Genomic DNA, 17,563 nt, shown 5'->3' on the forward strand with positions numbered 1-17,563 from the left:
CGGAAGGCTGAAAAATTCCGGCGGCCTTGCCTCCCCTTGTGCAACTGCGGCTTTCCGCGATTGCCGCGGGGGCAGAATTCGCCTACATAGCGGGCAAATTTCCATGCGGAGCACGCTTAATGGCACGTCAGTTCATCTATCACATGTCGGGGCTCAACAAGTCCTACGGCGCCAAGAAAATCCTCGAAAACGTCAACCTGTCTTTCTATCCTGACGCCAAGATCGGTATCCTCGGCCCGAACGGCGCCGGTAAGTCGACGGTGCTGCGCATCATCGCCGGCCAGGACACGGAATATACCGGTGAAGCCTGGCTCGCCGAAGGCGCGACCGTCGGTTACCTGGAGCAGGAACCGCACCTCGATCCGACCAAGAACGCCTTCGAGAACGTCATGGTCGGCGTTGCCGACAAGACCGCCATTCTCGATCGCTACAACGAACTGATGATGAACTATTCCGACGAGACGGCGGATGAAGGCGCCAAGCTCCAGGACATCATCGACAGCCAGAACCTGTGGGATCTGGAACAGCAGGTCGAGATGGCGATGGAAGCGCTACGCTGCCCGCCGAAGGAGTCCGACGTCACGCTGCTGTCGGGTGGCGAACGCCGCCGCATCGCGCTCTGCCGCCTGCTGTTGTCGCAGCCGGACCTGCTGCTGCTCGACGAACCGACCAACCATCTCGACGCCGAAACCATCCAGTGGCTGGAAAAGCACCTGCGCGACTATCCGGGCGCCGTGATGATGATCACCCACGATCGCTACTTCCTCGACAACGTGACGGGCTGGATTCTCGAACTCGACCGCGGCCGCGGCATCCCCTACGAAGGCAACTACTCTGCCTACCTGCTGGCCAAGGCCAAGCGCATGAAGCAGGAAAGCCGCGAAGACGCTGGTCGCCAGAAGGCGATATCGCGCGAACAGGAATGGATCGCCTCCAGCCCGAAGGCACGCCAGGCGAAGTCCAAGGCGCGTATCAAGGCCTATGAACAGCTGGTCGACGCCGCCGAAAACATCCGGCCCGGCGATGCGCAGATCATCATCCCGGTTTCCGAACGCCTCGGCAACGTGGTCATCGAGCTGGAAGGCGTCACGAAGGGCTTTGATGGCCGCACACTGATCAACGATCTGTCGATCAAGCTGCCGCCGGGTGGCATTGTCGGCATCATCGGCCCGAACGGCGCCGGCAAATCGACGCTGTTCAAGATGATCACCGGCCAGGAAAAGCCGGATGCGGGCACGCTGCGCATCGGTGAGACCGTGCAGCTCGGTTATGTCGACCAGAGCCGCGACGCGCTCGATGGCAGCAAGACCGTCTGGGAGGAGATCTCCGGCGGTGCCGAAGTCATCAAGCTCGGCAAGTTCGACATGAACTCCAGAGCCTATTGCGGCGCCTTCAACTTCAAGGGCGGCGACCAGCAGCAGAAGGTCGGCAACCTTTCGGGTGGCCAGCGCAACCGCGTGCACCTTGCCAAGATGCTGAAGGCCGGCGGCAACGTGCTGCTGCTCGACGAACCGACCAACGACCTCGATACGGAAACGCTGGGTGCGCTTGAAAGCGCGCTCGAAAACTTTGCCGGCTGCGCCATCATCATCAGCCACGATCGCATGTTCCTCGACCGTCTGGCGACGCATATCCTGGCCTTTGAAGGCGACGGCCATGTCGAATGGTTTGAAGGCAACTTCGAGGACTACGAAGAGGACAAGGTCCGTCGTCTTGGACCCGATGCCCTCAACCCCGGCAGCCAGTCCTACAAGCGTCTGACGCGCTAAGCATTTTGACGCTGCGGAAGTACCGCCGCTCATTCGCATCATCTGAAAAACCCCGGCTTGCCGGGGTTTTTCTTTGGGGCTGTTGATGGGAAGATCGGCGACACGGATTTGCCCTTGCGCGACACGGGGTAATCACATAAACATATCTTTATGTCTTGATTGGATTTGTCATGGGCGACACGCAGAAACTCGGACTGGATGACATCGTTGAGATCCTGAAGGCGGCGGGCGAGCCGACGCGCCTTCGCCTGCTCGCGCTCCTGTTCCACGGCGACCTGACCGTGACGGACCTCACCGATATTCTCGGCCAGTCGCAGCCGCGCATCTCGCGCCATCTGAAGCTGCTTGCGGAAGCAGCGCTTGTCGATCGCTACCAGGAGGGCGCCTGGGCATTTTTCCGGCTGAGCCAGGGTAGCCCTGCCGTGACCCTTGCCCGCCAACTTCTCGATGCTGCCGATCCGGCTGATGCGGTTTTTGCCCGTGACGACGAGCGGCTGCGGGCGCTCAAGAAAATCCGTTCCGACAAGGCGCAAGCCTATTTCAGCCGCAACGCAGCCGATTGGGACGCGATGCGGCGCTTCCATGTCAGCGAGGCCGAGGTCGAGGCGAAGCTCGCCGCGATGATCGGCACCGAGCCGGTCGATGCCTTCCTCGATCTCGGCACCGGCACCGGGCGTATCCTGCAGTTGTTCGAGGGCCTGTACCGGCGCGGCGTTGGCGTCGATGCCAGCCGCGACATGCTGGCGGTCGCCCGCGCCAATCTCGACCGTGCCGGCATCACCAAGGCGTCGATCCGCCACGGCGACATTTTCAACCTGCCGCTGGAGCGTGACGAATTCGACGTGGTGACGATCCACCAGGTGCTGCACTTCCTCGAGGAGCCGGAAGCGGCGGTCGCCGAGGCGGCCCGCATGCTGGCCCCCGGCGGGCGGCTCGCCATCATCGACCTTGCGCCGCACACGCTGGAGCACCTGCGCGACGAGCACGCCCATATCCGCCTCGGCTTCTCGCACCAGACCCTCTCCGAATGGCTGGAGAAGGCGGGGCTGGCCGTTGAAGAGGTCGTCGACCTGAAACCCGCGCCATCGACCGCCGATGCGCTGACCGTCACCATCTGGCTTGCCCGCGACCAGCGCGAACAGGCGGCCGACCCTATCGCAATCCGCAGGAGGAGTTGACATGAACCCGGCGACCGCAAGCCTGAGCCGCAAGGACATCCGCCTGTCTTTCGAATTCTTCCCGCCGAAATCGGCGGAGGCCGAAGGCCAGCTCTGGGAGACGGCGGCCGCACTTTCGGCCTATGCGCCGGGTTTCATGTCGGTCACCTACGGTGCCGGCGGCTCCACCAAGGCGCCGACGCTGGCGACCGTGCGCCAGCTTCTGGACATGGGCCTGCCGGCCGCCTCGCATCTCACCTGCGTCGGTGCGACGAAGGACGAGGTCCATGCCGTCGTCGCCGAGTTCCAGGCCGTCGGGGTCAAACATTTCGTGGCGCTGCGCGGCGATCCGCCGGGCGGTGTCGGCGCGGCCTACCAGCCGCATCCGGAGGGCTATGCCAATGCGGCCGAGCTTACCGCCGGTCTGCATGGCCTTGCCGATTTCGAGATCTCCGTCTCGGCCTATCCGGAAAAACACCCGCAGAGCGCGGATGTCGCCGCCGATATCGACATGCTGAAGCGCAAGGTGGATGCGGGCGCAACACGCGCGCTGACGCAGTTCTTCTTCGAGAACGACGATTTCGAGCGTTACCTTGAGCGCGTGCGCAAGGCGGGCATCACCATTCCGGTCGTGCCGGGCATCCTGCCGGTGCACAATCTCGCGCAGGTCCAGAAATTCGCCGGCCTCTGTGGCGCTTCCGTGCCCGGCTGGCTGGCCGATCGCCTCGGCCCGGTGGACGATCGGCCGCAGGAGCGGGCCGCCGTGGCGGTCGAGCTGGCCATCCGCCAGGTCAGCGACCTCATCGCCCGCGGCAACAGCGAGTTCCACTTCTATACGATGAACCGGGCGACCATGGTTTCGGCGGTCTGCGATGGCGTTGGTTTCGCCAGGATCGACCGTCAGCGCGCGACGGGCGCTGCCGCCTGATACGTTTCAGAGCTGGAAATGAAAAATGCATGGCGCCGTCTCCGGGGCCATGCATTTCTATAATGAGCTTCGGCAGGGTTTCTTGATTTTGTCCCTGGCCTCTCTCTGCTTCGCTTTGGTCGCCTTAGATGAAGATCATCGTTGCGACGAAGAGGAATGCTGCACTGATCATCAGAACATTCAAGGAATGTGTGAGTCCCATCGGCTTACCTCCTTGCGTTGACGGTTCGATATTACGACCGAAAAAAGCGGGTTGGAAAGGTATTTTGTTGCTGCATTGCAACATCCGATCTCCGCCGGATGGTTATTCACAGTGCTAATCTACTGAATTTCCTGTGCTATTATGCTCGCCACAAAAAATTCACAATCCCTACCAAATGACGAATGCCGACAGTGTGCGTTTACCTGTGTGGCGAAAAGGCGGCGCCGCAATCTGGCGTATCATCTTGGAACGGCCGGGAAAGCATTTTGTTCCCGATTCTTTTCAAGAGGCTTGGAAACGGGCGAAAACACGGCCATCGAGCACCACGAGGCCCAGCAGCACCAGCGCCATGCCGAGTATGCCGAGGGGCGTCAGCTGTTCGCCGAGGAAGAGCATGCCGGCAAGAATAGCGCTCGGCGGCACAAGCAGTGTGACGAGCGAGGTGTTGGTTGCCCCGGCGGCCGCCATGATTCGGAAGAAGAGGATGTAGCCGTAGGCCGTCGAGAGGAGCGCCAGCGCCAGCACGGCGAGGATCGCACCCAATGGGGGCAGGGGAAGCTGCCAGGGCGCATCAAGGGCGAAGGACATGGGCAACATCAGCAGCGTCGAGGCGGTGAGCTGGCCGGCGGCGATGGTCGGTGGGGCAACGCCGCGGAAACGTTTGCCATAGGTTGCGGCAAAACCGTAGGAGACGGCGGCGAGCACCGGCAGAAGGACCGCCCAGAGCGGCGGGCCGCTGTCGCCGGTAAAGGGCGCCAGCGCGCGCGGGCCGATCAGCACGGCGGTGCCGGCGAGGCCGATGAGGCAGCCTGCGATTTTCTTGGAAGAGAGTTTTTCGTCCGCTGTCATCTGGTTGGCGATGAGCACGGTGAAGATCGGCGTGGTCGCGTTGAGGATGGAGGCAAGGCCGGCGCCGATCTGCGTCTGACCGAGGAAGATCAGCATATGCGGCACGGCATTGTTGACGAGGCCGAGAAGCAGGAATTCACGCCAGCGGGCGCGCAGCGTCGGGTAGATGTCGAAACGGCCGGCGATATAGATGTGCAGGGCCAGCGCGGCGATGCCGACGCGCAGCAGCACAAGCGTTGCGGGCGGTACATGGGCGACGGCGACACGCGCGAAGAAGAAGGAGCCGCCCCAGATCATGCCAAGCAGCGCAAGCAAGCCCCAGGTCTGTGCGCTCATGCGTGTGGGTGCCGATACGGTCTGCTCCATCCTGTCCTCCCGAGGCCTCCTGCGCCAGAAATGCGGCAGGGGAAAAAGATAGAGCGGCAGCCCGGTCGTGACCGGGGCATGCCGCTCTGGGTCTCTTTGTGCCTATAGCATTCGAGAGGCGTTCAGCCACCCGATTTCCGTCAGAGGGCGGAAAGCAGGGCCTGCGTCGCCCAGCCGTCCGCCGGGAGGCCAAAACGGAGCTGTTCCTTCTGGATTGCGGCGCGCGTGCCCGAGCCCAGAATGCCATCGATCTTGCCGACGTCATGGCCGAGACCTTGCAGCTTGGTCTGAAGCTGCTTCATGCTGTCTTCCGAAAGGCCTTCCTCCGGTACGCCGCGCTCATAGGGCGGAGCGCCGGCAAGACGGGTCGCGAAATAGGCGGCCGACGTCGTGTAGATGAAGGACTGGTTCCATTCGAGATAGATGTTGAAGTTCGGATAGGTGATGAAGGCGGGACCCTTGCGGCCCTGCGGGATCACCAGCGAGGCTTCAAGGTTGCCAAAGGAGGTGTCGCCGTCGCGCGGCTTGACGCCAAGGGCGAACCAGTCGGCGGCCTTCATGCCGGGCTGGAGGCCGGTCTTCTCGAAGGGCAGCACGTCCGGCACCGAGACTTCCTGGATCCATGGCTGGCCCTTGGTGAAGCCGAGATGCTGGATGAACTTCGCGGCCGTCAGAATCGCATCGGGTGCGCTTTTCTTGACGTCGATATGGCCGTCGCCATCGCCGTCCACGCCGAATTCGATGATGTCCTTCGGCAGCATCTGCACCTGGCCGACTTCGCCGGCCCAGGCACCCGTCGTGCCGTTCGGATCGAGGTCACCATGGCCGACCATCTCGACGGCGGCAATGAGCTGCGGGCGGAAAAGTTCCGGGCGGCGGCAGTCGTGCGAGAGCGTCACCAGCGCGTTGCGGGTGTTGAAATCACCCTGCACGGCGCCGAAGTCGGTTTCCATCGCCCAGAAGGCGGCGATGATCGGGCCGGGGACGCCGAATTCCTGCTCGGCACGGGCGAAGACGGAGGACAGGTCGTTCAGCTTCTTGCGGCCGATATCGAGGCGCGACTGGCTGACCGTGCGCTTGGAGAATTCAAGGAAGGTCTGGCGGAAGACGCCCTGGGCGCGGTCACGCGACAGCACTTTCGGGTCGATGGCGGCGCCGGCAAGCGCCCGGTCGGCGATATCGGCGGAAACGCCGCGCGTCAGGGCCTCGGCCTTCACACCCTGGAGGAAGGTGTTGAAATCGCCGCCGCAGGCGGCTGCCGTTGCTGTCGCCGTCTGGGCATGTGCGCTGCCGGCTAGCAGGAAGGCCGCAAGGCCTGCCGCAAGTGTCGTCTTCAGGTTTTGCCGCATCTTGAATGCTCCTTGGGCCGTTGCCCTGCTGTCTTTGGTTTCAGCATGCCGTCATCGTAAAATCGCTGCACATTTTTTGCGCGACACGCTCTGATTGACCCGGCTGTCTCAGATGAATGTGACGTAAGCAAGAAGAAAAAGGCAACCGCGGCGTGCTGTCGCCCTTTGTCACGCAAATGTTGTTGTGGTCAGCGGGAAACCGAGGCGACCCACGTCTTCCAGTTCTTCGCCGAGCCGGCAAAGACATTGATGTCGGTGTCTGTCGAAATACCTGGTACCACACCCGTCGAAGTATATTGCCAGAAGGCCCACTTGCGGGCCGAATAGATGTTTTCCGGGTGGTTCGCCACCGAGCGCAGCCAGAAATGATAGCCCTCGAAATGCCCGACGAGGTTTTCTCGGTGGAAATCGACCGTCGTATAGATGATGGGCCGCTTGCCGTAATGTTTTTCGAGGCGGTCCATGAAGCGTTGCAGTGCTACGCGCACCTCGTCCGCCGGCGGGCGGAGCTTGCAGGTCGGCGAGGCGGCGTTCCATTCGGCATCCAGCACCGGCGGAAGCTGGACTGCCTCCTTCGGCACATTGGCGATGAACCAGTCCGCCTGCGCATCCGCCGTCGAGCAGAAATAATAGAAGTGATAGGGCGCGTGGGCGACGCCGGCCGTGCGCGCGCCGCGCCAATATTCGGCAAAGCGGCTGTCCAGGCGGTCAGTGCCTTCGGTCGCCTTCAGGAAGGCGAAGGAGACCCCGCCGTTCTTGACGGCCGGCCAGTCGATATCGCCATTCCACTTCGAAACGTCGATGCCGTGTACCTGATGGCGATGCGGCGTGCGGGCGCCGAAATCCTGCGGGTCCTTGTCCTCGAAACGCGGCGGAACCGACGCGGTCGACACGAGGTCGTAGTCAGTGGTGGAGCATGACGTAGCGAGAAGGGCGAGGGGCAGGAGAGCCAGAATGAGCCGACGCATGGGTGTCCCGTTGTTCGCGCGTTTCCTAATCCTGCCTTGAACGCGGCGGGCCGTAAAGGGGAGCGCGCGAGACAGGGTCTCGACCTCTCGCATATTTGCGTAAAATTATGGTTAGCGGCCGGTTAAGCCGGGCGGGTGAACCGCCCGGCTTCGACGTCAGAACTTCATGCTGACGCCAAGCATGATCGAATGCGAATCAAGATCGCCATCGCGGCCCGCAGCGTTGAAGATGTCGGAGTTGCGATAGTCCGTGTAGCGATACTCAAGACGGCCGGCCACCGTGTCGGTGATGGCCTGCTCGACGCCTGCACCGATCGTCCAACCGTGCGCGGTATCCTTCTCCCGTACGCCGGTATCCTCATTTTCGAGTTCGGCCCTCGTAAAGGCCCAACCGCCCGTCGCATAGATCAGCGTGCGGTCGAAGGCATAGCCGAGACGGGCGCGCACCGAGCCGCCCCAGTTCGTCTCCGCCTCGTAGCTCGTACCGCCCGATGTGAACCGGTCATTGTTGAAGTCGTGCTTGATATCGGCTTCGACACCGTAGACCCAACCGTTGTTGTAGATATTGTAACCGGCAAAGGCGCCAAGCGCGAAGCCGTCAAGACCCTGGTCGATTGCGGGTGCCGGGCCGTCGGAACTGGCATTGGTCCAGACGTAGCCGGTGTTGGCACCGACATAGAAACCGCCCCAGTCGTAGACGCCGGCGGCCGTTTCGACGATCGGCGTTTCCACCGGTGGCTCGAAGACGGCCACGTCGGCTGCGAAAACCGGGAGCGTCCCGGCGGTGACGAGGATGCCGGCGGCACCAAAAATCATGGATTTCATCTGATGGTCCTTCCCACTCGAAAGACGCGCGAAGCCCCACGCACGAATGACAACAACGGTCTCAACGCTTGAAACCGGCCGTGGTTCCGGGGCCGTGAAATCCCGTTGATTCTGGGGGGCGGGTGCGAACGCTCCCTTAACACTCTGTCATTCTTTGTCCTCTAGAACATCGACAGGCCGATACCCGGCCGCTGCGCCCTGTTGTCATGATAACAACGGTTTAGGGTTACATGATGTTGAAGACCTTGTTGCCGAAGATCGAGCAGCGCTACGCGCTGGCGGGATCGATTTTCGGAGCCTTCCTGCCGACCATCTGTATCGCTGCCGACCAGCTTTTGCGCGACAATGCGCAGGCCAGCCTCTTCGGTTTCTCCGCGCCCACCGCGACGGCGCTGGCGCTCATGCCGGTGTTCTTCGGCGTCGGCTTCTATCAGATCGGGCGTTCGAAGGCGCAACTGCTCGAAGAGCTCCATCAACGCCGGCAGACCGAGCGGCAATTGACCCACGACGCCTATCACGATCGGCTGACCGGGCTTGCAAACCGCTTCTGCCTGGAACGGGATATTCAGGCGGTTGTCGAGGCGCGGGACGACGACAATCGTCCGGCCTTGCTGCTGCTCGACCTCGACCGCTTCAAGTTCGTCAACGACAGCCTTGGCCACGATGCGGGCGACGAATTGCTGACGGCGATCGGCGAGCGCCTGCGCCGCGGTCTTGCGGCAACGGCTCGTGTGTACCGCCTCGGCGGCGACGAGTTCGTCGTCACGATTTGCGGACGCCCGTCCGCCGGCAAGGTCGAGAATGTCTGCCGCACGATCTGCAGCCTCTTCGAAGACCCCTTCGAGCTGAAGCGCACCCGAATTGCCAGCGGCTGCAGCATCGGCGTCACCTTCATGGAGGCGGACGATATCTCGATGTCGGAGCTTCTGAAGCGCGCCGATGTCGCGCTCTACGAGGCGAAGGAGACGCCCGGCAGCGGTTTCCGCTTCTTCGATGCGGCACTTGCCGCGGACGTGCAGGAACGCGCTGCCATCGAGCATGATCTCGCGCGGGCGATCGGGGCCGGTGAATTTTTCCTCGAATACCAGCCGATCGTCGGCGTGGATAGCCGCACCGTGCGCTCCTTCGAGGCGTTGCTGCGCTGGCAGCATCCTGAAAAGGGACGGATCATGCCGGACCTGTTCATTCCGGTGGCGAAAAGACCGGCCTAATCCTGCCGCTCGGCAAATGGGTGGTGCGCGCGGCCTGCCTTGAGGCGGCGAAGTGGCCTGGTCCGGTCAGCGTCGCCGTCAATGTGGTCGGCGACCAGTTCAAGGATCGCGATTTCGTCGACTATGTGAAGCGATGCCTTGCCGAAGCCGGGCTCGCGCCGGGTCGCCTGACGATCGAAGTGACAGAATCCGTCTTCTCGGTCGATGAAACGGTGATCCGCGAAAGCCTGAACGATCTGCGCGGCCACGGCGTGCGCGTCGCACTGGACGATTTCGGGATCGGCTTTTCCTCGATCAACAATCTCAGGGCCTTTCCGATCGACCAGTTGAAGATCGACCGATCCTTTGCAAGGGCGATGATGGAGACAAAGCGGGACGCCGATCTCGTCGACATCATCCTCAAGCTTGGCCAGACATTCCAGGTGACGACGACCGTCGAGGGCATAGAATGTGAGAGCCAGTTCGAATTCATTCGCCAGCGTGGCGCCTCCGAGGCGCAGGGCTACCTGATTTCCGCGCCGGTGGCCGCGTCGGAGGTCGGGCGCTTCCTTGCACCGGAAGAAAACCGGCTGTCGGCCTGAAACCTGTCACACGCGCGAAAAACCTTTCCATGACAGTCAAATCCTGATTGTCTTCCCGGGTGGAAGGAGAGGCCACGATGAGACGATTCTACAAGCTGGCCGCCTGGACGCTTTCCGTCCTTGCCCTTGTCCTTGTCGTTGGGGCAAGCTGGCTCATCGTATCGCCGCCTGCGCTGCTGAGCGTCGGATCCGGTTATGCCGCCAAGATCGTCTGCTCTAATGTCTTCGTTGCCGGCCGCGATGCGCAGCAGGTGCTCGCCGAAGACGTCCAGGCCCCGGGCCATCCGCTGCTGAAACTGATGCGGCAGGATGTCGATCTCTCTGAAAAGACCGTCACGGTCCATCTCCTTGGCCTCTTCGCGCCGGGTTATGCCGTCTGGCATGAGGGTTTTGGCTGCTCCAGCGCGCCGGATGGCGATTTTCGGGCCGCGCGGCAGGCCGTTTCGGACGTGGCGATTCCCAGAATCCCGTCGGGGGACCCTGCTGTCACCTGGCCCGATGGCGAGGCCGTGGCGCCGGATGAGCGGTTCTCCGCGCTCTTGGCCGATAGCGCACTGACAGGCCCCGGCATGCGGGCAATCGTGGTGGTACACGACGGCCGCATTATTGCCGAAGCGTATGGCAAGGGATTTTCCGCAACGACACCGCTGCTCGGGTGGTCGATGACCAAGTCGGTCAATGCAGCGCTGATCGGCCGCCTGATGCAGGTGGGTGCGCTCTCCCCCGAGATGAAGGGGCTTTTCCCCGAATGGCGTCGTGATGCGCGGGCGGAGATAACGCTCGGCGACCTGCTCGCCATGGAGAGCGGGCTGGCCTTCAACGAGAACTATGGCGAGGTGACGGATGTCACCCGCATGCTTTTCCTCGAACCGGACATGTCGCGCTTCGTGCTGTCGGTGCCGCTCGAGGCCAATCCCGGCGAAAGCTTCAATTATTCGAGCGGTGCCGCCGTGCTGCTGTCGCGGATATGGATGGGCGTGCTTGGCGGGCGCAGCCAGGCGCTGTCCTTCCCGGCGCGCGCCCTCTTCATGCCGCTCGGCATGGCGAGCGCTGTGATGGAAGTGGACGAGACCGGCATCTTCGTCGGTTCGTCCTATCTCTATGCGACGGCGCGCGACTGGGCGCGTTTCTCGCTTCTGCTGTTGAACGATGGTGTCTGGAAGGGAAACCGGCTGCTGCCCGACGGTTTCGTCTCCGCCATGGCGACGCCGACAAAAGCATCAAACGGTACCTACAGCCGCATGCAAACCTGGCTCCGGGGGCCGGGGCCGAAAACCGATGCGGAGCACGGCCTGCCGGCCGATACGTTCTGGCTGCGCGGGCATGACGGCCAGTCGGCGACGATCATCCCATCACGCAAGCTCGCCATTATCCGATTGGGGCTGACGCCGTCGAAACTCGGCTATCAGCCCCAGCCGCTGATCAAGCGCATCCTCGATCTTTTGGATGCGGCCGACCTCAAGGCCGGTCAGGCGCCGACCTGAGCGATCCAGTCGTTGAGGTTGTAGGTGTTGGAGATGCGTGCGACCTTGCCATCGCGAATCTCGAAGAAGGCGCCGGCCGGCAACACATAGGTCTGGCCGTTCGCCTCCGGCAGGCCCTCGTCGGTGGCGAGATACTGGCCGTTGACGACGAATTCCGCAGCACCACGCCGGCCGTCCTCGCTCGACATGATGACGATGTCCGTCAGCGTCTCGCGGTAGCTGCGGTTCATGTGCGCCATGAAATCGCGGAACGCGGCCTTGCCGACCTGCCGGCCGCCCTGGTTGATGTCGTGCACGACATCGTCGTGCAGGAGATCGAAGAAGATTTCCATGTCCTGCCTGTTGAAAGCATCATAATAGGCGCGGATCGTCTCTTTTGCTGGCATGCCATCCCTCATACTGTTGTCGCACGGGCGAACCCGATCGCCTTATAACATTGCTCAAACCTTTGGGAACATTCAAGGATCATGCAGGTCAAGATTGTCCACGGCGACGCCGTGACACCCCATATCGCGGATCTTGCGCGCCTGCGCACCGACGTCTTCCGGGCCTTTCCCTATCTCTACGAGGGGAGCGAGGATTATGAGGCATCCTATCTTGCGGCCTATGCGCAATCGCCGGAAAGCCTTTTCGTGCTGGCGCTCGATGGTGATCGGATCGTCGGCGCCTCGACGGGCGTGCCGATGACGGATGCCTCGGATGTTTTCAGGGCGCCGTTCGTCAAGGCGGGCATCGCGCCGGATACGGTCTTCTATTTCGGCGAATCCGTGCTGCTTTCCAGTTATCGGGGCAGGGGACTGGGTGTGCGCTTCTTCGAGGAGCGTGAGAGCTACGCGCGTCGTCTCGGGCGCTTCGACTGGTGCGCATTCTGCGCCGTCGAACGGCCGAAGGATCATCCGCTCCGTCCGGCGGACTATGTGCCACTCGATGAATTCTGGGGCAGGCGCGGTTACGCGCATCGCACCGATTTGCGAACGATGCTTGCCTGGCAGGATATTGGCGAGACGGACGAGACGGAAAAACCGATGTCGTTCTGGCTGAAGCCGGCGCGCTGACCGGGAGGCCGGCTTATCTCAGGCCGGTCTCGTCGAGCAGGCCCTTCCGCTTGGCGTGGTAATAGTACCCGGCCGCATAGAGGCGCACGGCGCCGTCGTTCTTGTCGTCGGCAACCATCCAGGCGCCGCGCAGGTATTTGCCGGCATATTTGATGTTCGTCTCGGCGTCGAACAGGCCTTCGGCCGGGCCTTCGAAGCCCATGCTCTTGGCTGTGGAATACTTGATCTGCATCAGGCCATAGTGGCCGCGATTGAAAGCCCTGGGATTGTACGTGCTTTCACGTTTCACGACACGATGCAAAAGCGATTCCGGGATGCCGTAGAGAGCCGCATATTTGGTGATCAACGCGTCGATCGGCGTGCCGGATTTCTTGAACGGCTGCTCGACCTGCGGAACCATCAGGCGTGTTTCGGTGGTAAAGACCGCATTGCTGATCAGGGCGGGTTTTGCCATCGGCACGATCTTGCGGCTGGCGACCAGTTGTTCGAGGCCTTCCGGTTCGCCGCTGTCGAAGCCCGGTTCCATCACCGAGACGCCGATGACGGTGTCATAGCCCTGCTGCATGCCGGCTGTCGCGCTGGCCGTCTCGACCGTGTTGCCGGCAAGGGCAGCGGTGGCGGCGGCAGCGCCCGTGACCGGCTTCGCTTCGGCGAGGGCCGATACGGGAACGGCGGCGCCGGCAATCTCACCTGCAGCGACGATCGGCGTCGGCAATGCTTCCGGCGTGTTCTCCGTGCCGGGCTTGGCCGCAGGCATGGCGGCGTAGGCGACTTCCGTGGTCGTGCCATCCGCTGCGGCAATGTCCGTCGTCGCCGAAGTGGGCGTCACGGTCTTCGCCGTCGTCGCATCGTCGGCGACGCTGGCGCAGCCTGCAAGCGTTGCAAGAAGGCCTGCGCAGGCAAGCGCTGTAATGCGTGCCGGACGGGGAGCGGAAGTGTCAGCCATGGTCGTCGTTCTCGGTTTGCCGGGGTGCGGGGGCGTCTGACGCCCGGGCGTTTTGCAAATCAACCGGCCGTGGCCGTGCCCCGTCATTAACCGATTGGACGGGACGCGGCAACCCGTAGGCTTCGCGATGCGTCAGCCGGTCGCCTGCTTGAGGCCCGCCGTCAGCAATCCGGCGCCGATCAGCAGCGTGCCGCCGGTGCGGTTGACGGCCTTCTGGACGGACGGTTTGCGGATCGTCTTGCGCGCGGCCGAGGCAAGCAGGGCGTAGGAAAAGGCGTTCAACGTCGCGAGCACGAGAAAGGTGATTTCGAAGATCACCATCTGCGGCAGCATCGGCTGCGACAGGTCGAGGAACTGCGGCAGGAAGGCGACGAAGAAGACGATGCTCTTCGGGTTCAGTGCCGTCACCACATAGGTGTGGGCGAAGATGCGGAACGGTTTTTCCTCTGCCGGAGCCTCGCCTTCTACGCCAGCCGACACCGGTGCGCGCCACAGCTTGATGCCGAGCCAGATGAGATAGGCAGCCCCCACCCACTTCAACACTGTGAAGATCGCCGCGGAGGTGGCGAGCAGGGCGCCAAGGCCCAGCATGGAAGCGGTCATCGCGGTGAAATCGCCGAGTGCCACGCCGGCGACAGTGGCGCCGGCCGTGCGGCGGCCGTGGCCGAGCGCATAGGAGATCACGAGGAGGATCGTCGGCCCCGGAATGGCCAGCATCACAGCGGATGCGGCGGCGAAGGCAAGCCAATGTTCGAAGGACATGAAAAACTCCCCGGATCGAGTGCAATCCGGGGAGCAAGCCATTGCAATTTTTCGCCGTCAAGCCCGATTTGGATCAGGCCGCAGGCTTCCACTTCTGGCCGATGATATCCATCACGTCGCCGAACCATTTGGCCGAGGTGTCGAAGTGCTTGCCGCCCTTGATGCGCGGGAACTCGATGGTGCGCAGCTTGCCGCCCTGGCCCTCATCGTGGCCGGTGACGCCGGACACCTTGTTCAGCGCGCTTTCGACGGCAAGGTCGGTCATGCTCTGGATAAGGCGGAGGTCGTCGCGGTTGGCGGGCGCTGAGCGGGCGTAGTAGCCCGACTTCTGCACCATGGAGCGTTCGGCGCCGAGGAGGGCGGCGAACTGCTTGGTGAACCAGTTACCGACATTGATCGTGTCGATCTTCACGTGGCCGAAGGCGTCGCGCTTGACGGTTTCACCGGCCGCTTCCCGGTCGGCAACGATGGCGTCGAGGCAGGCACCTTCCGACACGAAGAGCGTCACGAAGCCGGCGCGGTCCATGACAGTCTTCAGGCGCTCGGCCTCGGCCTCCAGGTTGAAGTCCAGCTCCGGCAGGTAGAGACCGTCGATGTTCTTCAGCTGCTTGTTCATCATGAAGCCGTCGACATAGTCGTTGCCGTTGGTCTTCTGGATATAGGCGCGGGCCGTCGCGGCGGTGAGCCAGCCGCAATGGCGGCCCATCACTTCGTGCACGACGAGGGTTTTCGGCGCGGCGCTCTGCTCGTTGCTGACATGGTCGAAGAAGCCGGCGCCGACTTCCGCAGCCGTCCAGGCGCCAAGCGACTGGCGGATCGGAACGACGTCGTTGTCGACAGTCTTCGGCAGGCCGACAACGGTGAGGTTGTAGCCATTGGCGCCGAGATAGGCTGCAAGGTCTGCTGCCGTGGTGTTGGTGTCGTCGCCGCCGATCGTGTGCAGGATGGTGATGCCGTCCTTGGCGAGACGCTCGGCCGCGACGCGCAGCGGATTTTCGCCTTCCTTGACGAGGCCGCGCTTCACGCAATCGGCCGCGTTGGTCAGCTTCACGCGGCTGTTGCCGATCGGCGAGCCGCCATAGCGATGGAGGAGGGGCGCCTTCTCGCGCATGTCCTTGGTGATTTCGATGCGATCGGCAAGGAGCAGGCCCTGATAGCCGGAGCGATAGGCGACGAGCTCGATATCCGGTGCGATGTCGCTGTAACGCTCGATGAGGCCTCCGACAGCCGACGACAGACAGGGCGCGAGCCCGCCAGCGGTCAGCATTGCGACTTTCTGCTTGGCCATAATTCCTCCTCGGTTTCCACAGTCTCGATAGCGGGCGTTCTGGTCTTTGTTTTAGCAACTCCGGACGCCAGACCGCTTCGCACTTTTGCTGGTGTTGCTCGTAGCGCAAATTCCCCGGAAGGGGAACGGCGCGGCGAACTTATCCGCATTCCATGACGGATTGTCTGCTATGCCCGGCAGGCGAAAATTTGGTCGCAATATATTTCGATGGCGCCACTTCATGAGGGCCATCAAAATTTTGTCATTCGAGGCGAAATGGCGGCTTCATGCCTTGCTTTCCCTGCAATTGTCTGATCAAAATCACCTTATGTTCCAGAATTCGCCCAGTTGCTTCATCAGTGCCGTGTGGGATCGCCTCGTCGGCATGGTCTCCGATGCCGCCAGCAATGTGCTGTCCGGCGTGGTCGAGGCGGTGCGCACATTGTTTGAAGGCGACCCGGAAACCCGCAAGCAGGTGGCGTTTTCCGTTGCGATGATCGCGCTTTCCGCCAAGATGGCGAAGGCTGACGGCATCGTCACGACCGCCGAGGTCGATGCCTTCAAGGACATCTTCAAGTACCCCGACAACCAGGCGGCCAATGTCGCGCGGCTCTATAATCTCGCGAGGCAGGACGTTGCCGGCTACGAGGCCTATGCCGAGAAGATGATGGCGCTCTGCGTCTCCTGCGAGAAGAACTGCCCGATCCTCGAGGATATCGTCGACGGCCTGTTCCATATCGCCAAGGCGGACGGGCTGATCCACGACAAGGAAATGGCCTTCCTCGGCCGCGTCGCGGAAATCTTCGGCATGGTCGAGGAGCGCTTCGAGCAGATCATAGCGCGTCACGTCCATGTCAGCGGCCGTGATCCCTACAAGGTGCTCGGTGTAAAGCCGAGCGACGATTTCACCGAGATCCGCAAGCGGTATCGCGTGCTTGCCTCGGAGAACCATCCTGATAGGCTGGTGGCGCGTGGAGTGCCGGCCGAGTTCCGTCAGATTGCGAACGACCGCATGGCCGCGCTCAACGCTGCCTATGAGGCGATCGAGAAGGAACGCTGCGCTGCATGAGCGCATTCACATGTGATTATTCCGGCGCGACCGCCGCGCCGTCGCCGAACTTTGGCGAACGCGCCGGCGGCCGGGAACCAGACATCATCCTCCTGCATTATACCGGCATGGAAACGGCTGACGGCGCGCTGAAATGGCTTTGTGCGCCCGAAAGCCAGGTCTCCTGTCATTACTTCGTTCACGAGGACGGGCGCGTCGAGCAGCTCGTGCGCGAGGCGGACCGCGCCTGGCATGCCGGGAAAAGCCTCTGGAAGGGCGAGGCCGATATCAACTCGGCTTCGATCGGTGTCGAGATCGCCAATGCCGGCCACCCCGGCGGACTGCCGGATTTCCCCGAAGCGCAGGTGAATGCGGTCGTCGAATTGTGTCTCGATTGTGGCCGAAGGTGGAAAATCACCCCCGAGCGGGTGCTTGCGCACTCGGATGTGGCCCCGATTCGCAAGGTCGACCCGGGTGAAAAGTTCCCATGGAGCCGCCTGCACGCGGCAGGTGTCGGACACTGGGTGGAGCCATCGCCGATTGCCGGTGGGCGCTTCTTCCAGCAGGGCGACGCCGGCCAGCCGGTGGAGGCGCTCCAGACCATGCTGTCGCTCTACGGCTATGGTACGGAAATCAATGGATATTACTCGGAAAAAACGGAGGGCGACGTTGCTGCTTTCCAGCGTCATTTCCGGCCGGAACGGGTCGATGGGATAGCCGATTTTTCGACCATCGACACGCTGCATCGGCTGCTTTCCGCGCTGCCGCGGCTGGCCGCCTGACAGCCCATTCGAAT

15 protein-coding genes and 1 pseudogene are annotated in these 17,563 nt (G+C 62.5%); 8 read left to right on the top strand and 8 right to left on the bottom strand.

Going from position 1 to position 17,563, the window contains the following annotated elements; translation table 11 throughout:
• Positions 1–119: 119 nt before the first annotated feature.
• The 3 genes from ettA (at position 120) to metF (ending at position 3,854) form a co-directional block, all read left to right on the top strand.
• Positions 120–1,769, top strand: a complete 1,650-nt coding sequence (ettA, locus tag ACT6VE_RS02540; protein ID WP_444797046.1) for an energy-dependent translational throttle protein EttA — start codon at positions 120–122, stop codon at positions 1,767–1,769.
• A gap of 170 nt (positions 1,770–1,939) precedes the next feature.
• Complete coding sequence (locus ACT6VE_RS02545; RefSeq protein ID WP_444797047.1) at positions 1,940–2,947, top strand: ArsR/SmtB family transcription factor; 1,008 nt, start codon at positions 1,940–1,942, stop codon at positions 2,945–2,947.
• A 1-nt stretch (position 2,948) separates the two neighbouring features.
• The gene (gene metF / locus ACT6VE_RS02550; protein ID WP_444797048.1) at positions 2,949–3,854 is read left to right on the top strand and encodes a methylenetetrahydrofolate reductase [NAD(P)H]; all 906 of its coding nucleotides are present in this window, start codon (positions 2,949–2,951) and stop codon (positions 3,852–3,854) included.
• 484 nt (positions 3,855–4,338) lie between these two features.
• On the opposite strand, the gene ACT6VE_RS02555 is transcribed toward metF, so the two are convergent.
• From ACT6VE_RS02555 to ACT6VE_RS02570, 4 genes are all read right to left on the bottom strand, one after another.
• Positions 4,339–5,271 (bottom strand): DMT family transporter, encoded by a 933-nt coding sequence (locus tag ACT6VE_RS02555; protein ID WP_444797049.1) that lies wholly within the window; start codon positions 5,269–5,271, stop codon positions 4,339–4,341.
• A 140-nt stretch (positions 5,272–5,411) separates the two neighbouring features.
• On the bottom strand, positions 5,412–6,620 hold the full coding sequence (locus ACT6VE_RS02560; RefSeq protein ID WP_444797050.1) for a lytic murein transglycosylase: 1,209 nt from the start codon (positions 6,618–6,620) through the stop codon (positions 5,412–5,414).
• A gap of 188 nt (positions 6,621–6,808) precedes the next feature.
• The gene (locus tag ACT6VE_RS02565) at positions 6,809–7,588 is read right to left on the bottom strand and encodes a glycoside hydrolase family 25 protein (protein ID WP_444797051.1); all 780 of its coding nucleotides are present in this window, start codon (positions 7,586–7,588) and stop codon (positions 6,809–6,811) included.
• Positions 7,589–7,744: 156 nt separating this feature from the next.
• On the bottom strand, positions 7,745–8,413 hold the full coding sequence (locus tag ACT6VE_RS02570) for an outer membrane protein (RefSeq protein WP_444797052.1): 669 nt from the start codon (positions 8,411–8,413) through the stop codon (positions 7,745–7,747).
• Positions 8,414–8,814: 401 nt separating this feature from the next.
• Between ACT6VE_RS02570 and ACT6VE_RS02575 the strand changes: the two are divergent.
• Positions 8,815–10,205: pseudogene (locus ACT6VE_RS02575) on the top strand (putative bifunctional diguanylate cyclase/phosphodiesterase).
• Between the two features lie 77 nt (positions 10,206–10,282).
• Complete coding sequence (locus ACT6VE_RS02580; RefSeq protein ID WP_444797053.1) at positions 10,283–11,689, top strand: serine hydrolase domain-containing protein; 1,407 nt, start codon at positions 10,283–10,285, stop codon at positions 11,687–11,689.
• On the opposite strand, the gene ACT6VE_RS02585 is transcribed toward ACT6VE_RS02580, so the two are convergent.
• Complete coding sequence (locus tag ACT6VE_RS02585) at positions 11,674–12,075, bottom strand: ketosteroid isomerase-related protein (RefSeq protein WP_444797054.1); 402 nt, start codon at positions 12,073–12,075, stop codon at positions 11,674–11,676. The two genes, ACT6VE_RS02580 and ACT6VE_RS02585, sit on opposite strands and share 16 nt — an antisense overlap.
• 81 nt (positions 12,076–12,156) lie before the next feature.
• Here ACT6VE_RS02585 and ACT6VE_RS02590 point away from each other — a divergent pair, with 81 nt between their 5' ends.
• Positions 12,157–12,744 carry a GNAT family N-acetyltransferase gene (locus ACT6VE_RS02590; protein WP_444797055.1) on the top strand — a complete coding sequence of 196 codons (588 nt, stop codon included), beginning with the start codon at positions 12,157–12,159 and terminating at the stop codon, positions 12,742–12,744.
• A 13-nt stretch (positions 12,745–12,757) separates the two neighbouring features.
• Here ACT6VE_RS02590 and ACT6VE_RS02595 read toward each other — a convergent pair whose 3' ends face one another.
• The 3 genes from ACT6VE_RS02595 to ACT6VE_RS02605 all read right to left on the bottom strand — a co-directional run bounded on the left by ACT6VE_RS02595 (position 12,758) and on the right by ACT6VE_RS02605 (position 15,740).
• The gene (locus ACT6VE_RS02595; RefSeq protein ID WP_444797056.1) at positions 12,758–13,690 is read right to left on the bottom strand and encodes a transglycosylase SLT domain-containing protein; all 933 of its coding nucleotides are present in this window, start codon (positions 13,688–13,690) and stop codon (positions 12,758–12,760) included.
• 132 nt (positions 13,691–13,822) lie between these two features.
• Positions 13,823–14,452: a LysE family translocator gene (locus ACT6VE_RS02600; protein ID WP_444797057.1), complete on the bottom strand. Its 630-nt coding sequence runs from the start codon at positions 14,450–14,452 to the stop codon at positions 13,823–13,825.
• A 73-nt stretch (positions 14,453–14,525) separates the two neighbouring features.
• Positions 14,526–15,740, bottom strand: a complete 1,215-nt coding sequence (locus ACT6VE_RS02605) for a pyrophosphate--fructose-6-phosphate 1-phosphotransferase (protein ID WP_444797058.1) — start codon at positions 15,738–15,740, stop codon at positions 14,526–14,528.
• Positions 15,741–16,047: 307 nt separating this feature from the next.
• Between ACT6VE_RS02605 and ACT6VE_RS02610 the strand changes: the two genes are divergently transcribed.
• Together ACT6VE_RS02610 and ACT6VE_RS02615 are read left to right on the top strand one after the other, a co-directional pair.
• On the top strand, positions 16,048–16,788 hold the full coding sequence (locus tag ACT6VE_RS02610; protein ID WP_069058304.1) for a J domain-containing protein: 741 nt from the start codon (positions 16,048–16,050) through the stop codon (positions 16,786–16,788).
• Positions 16,785–17,549, top strand: coding sequence for an N-acetylmuramoyl-L-alanine amidase (locus tag ACT6VE_RS02615; protein ID WP_444797059.1), 765 nt, complete (start codon positions 16,785–16,787; stop codon positions 17,547–17,549). Before ACT6VE_RS02610 ends, ACT6VE_RS02615 begins: the two co-directional genes overlap by 4 nt.
• Positions 17,550–17,563 lie beyond the last annotated feature (14 nt).

Source organism: Shinella sp., assembly GCF_052438155.1.
Taxonomy (GTDB): domain Bacteria; phylum Pseudomonadota; class Alphaproteobacteria; order Rhizobiales; family Rhizobiaceae; genus Shinella.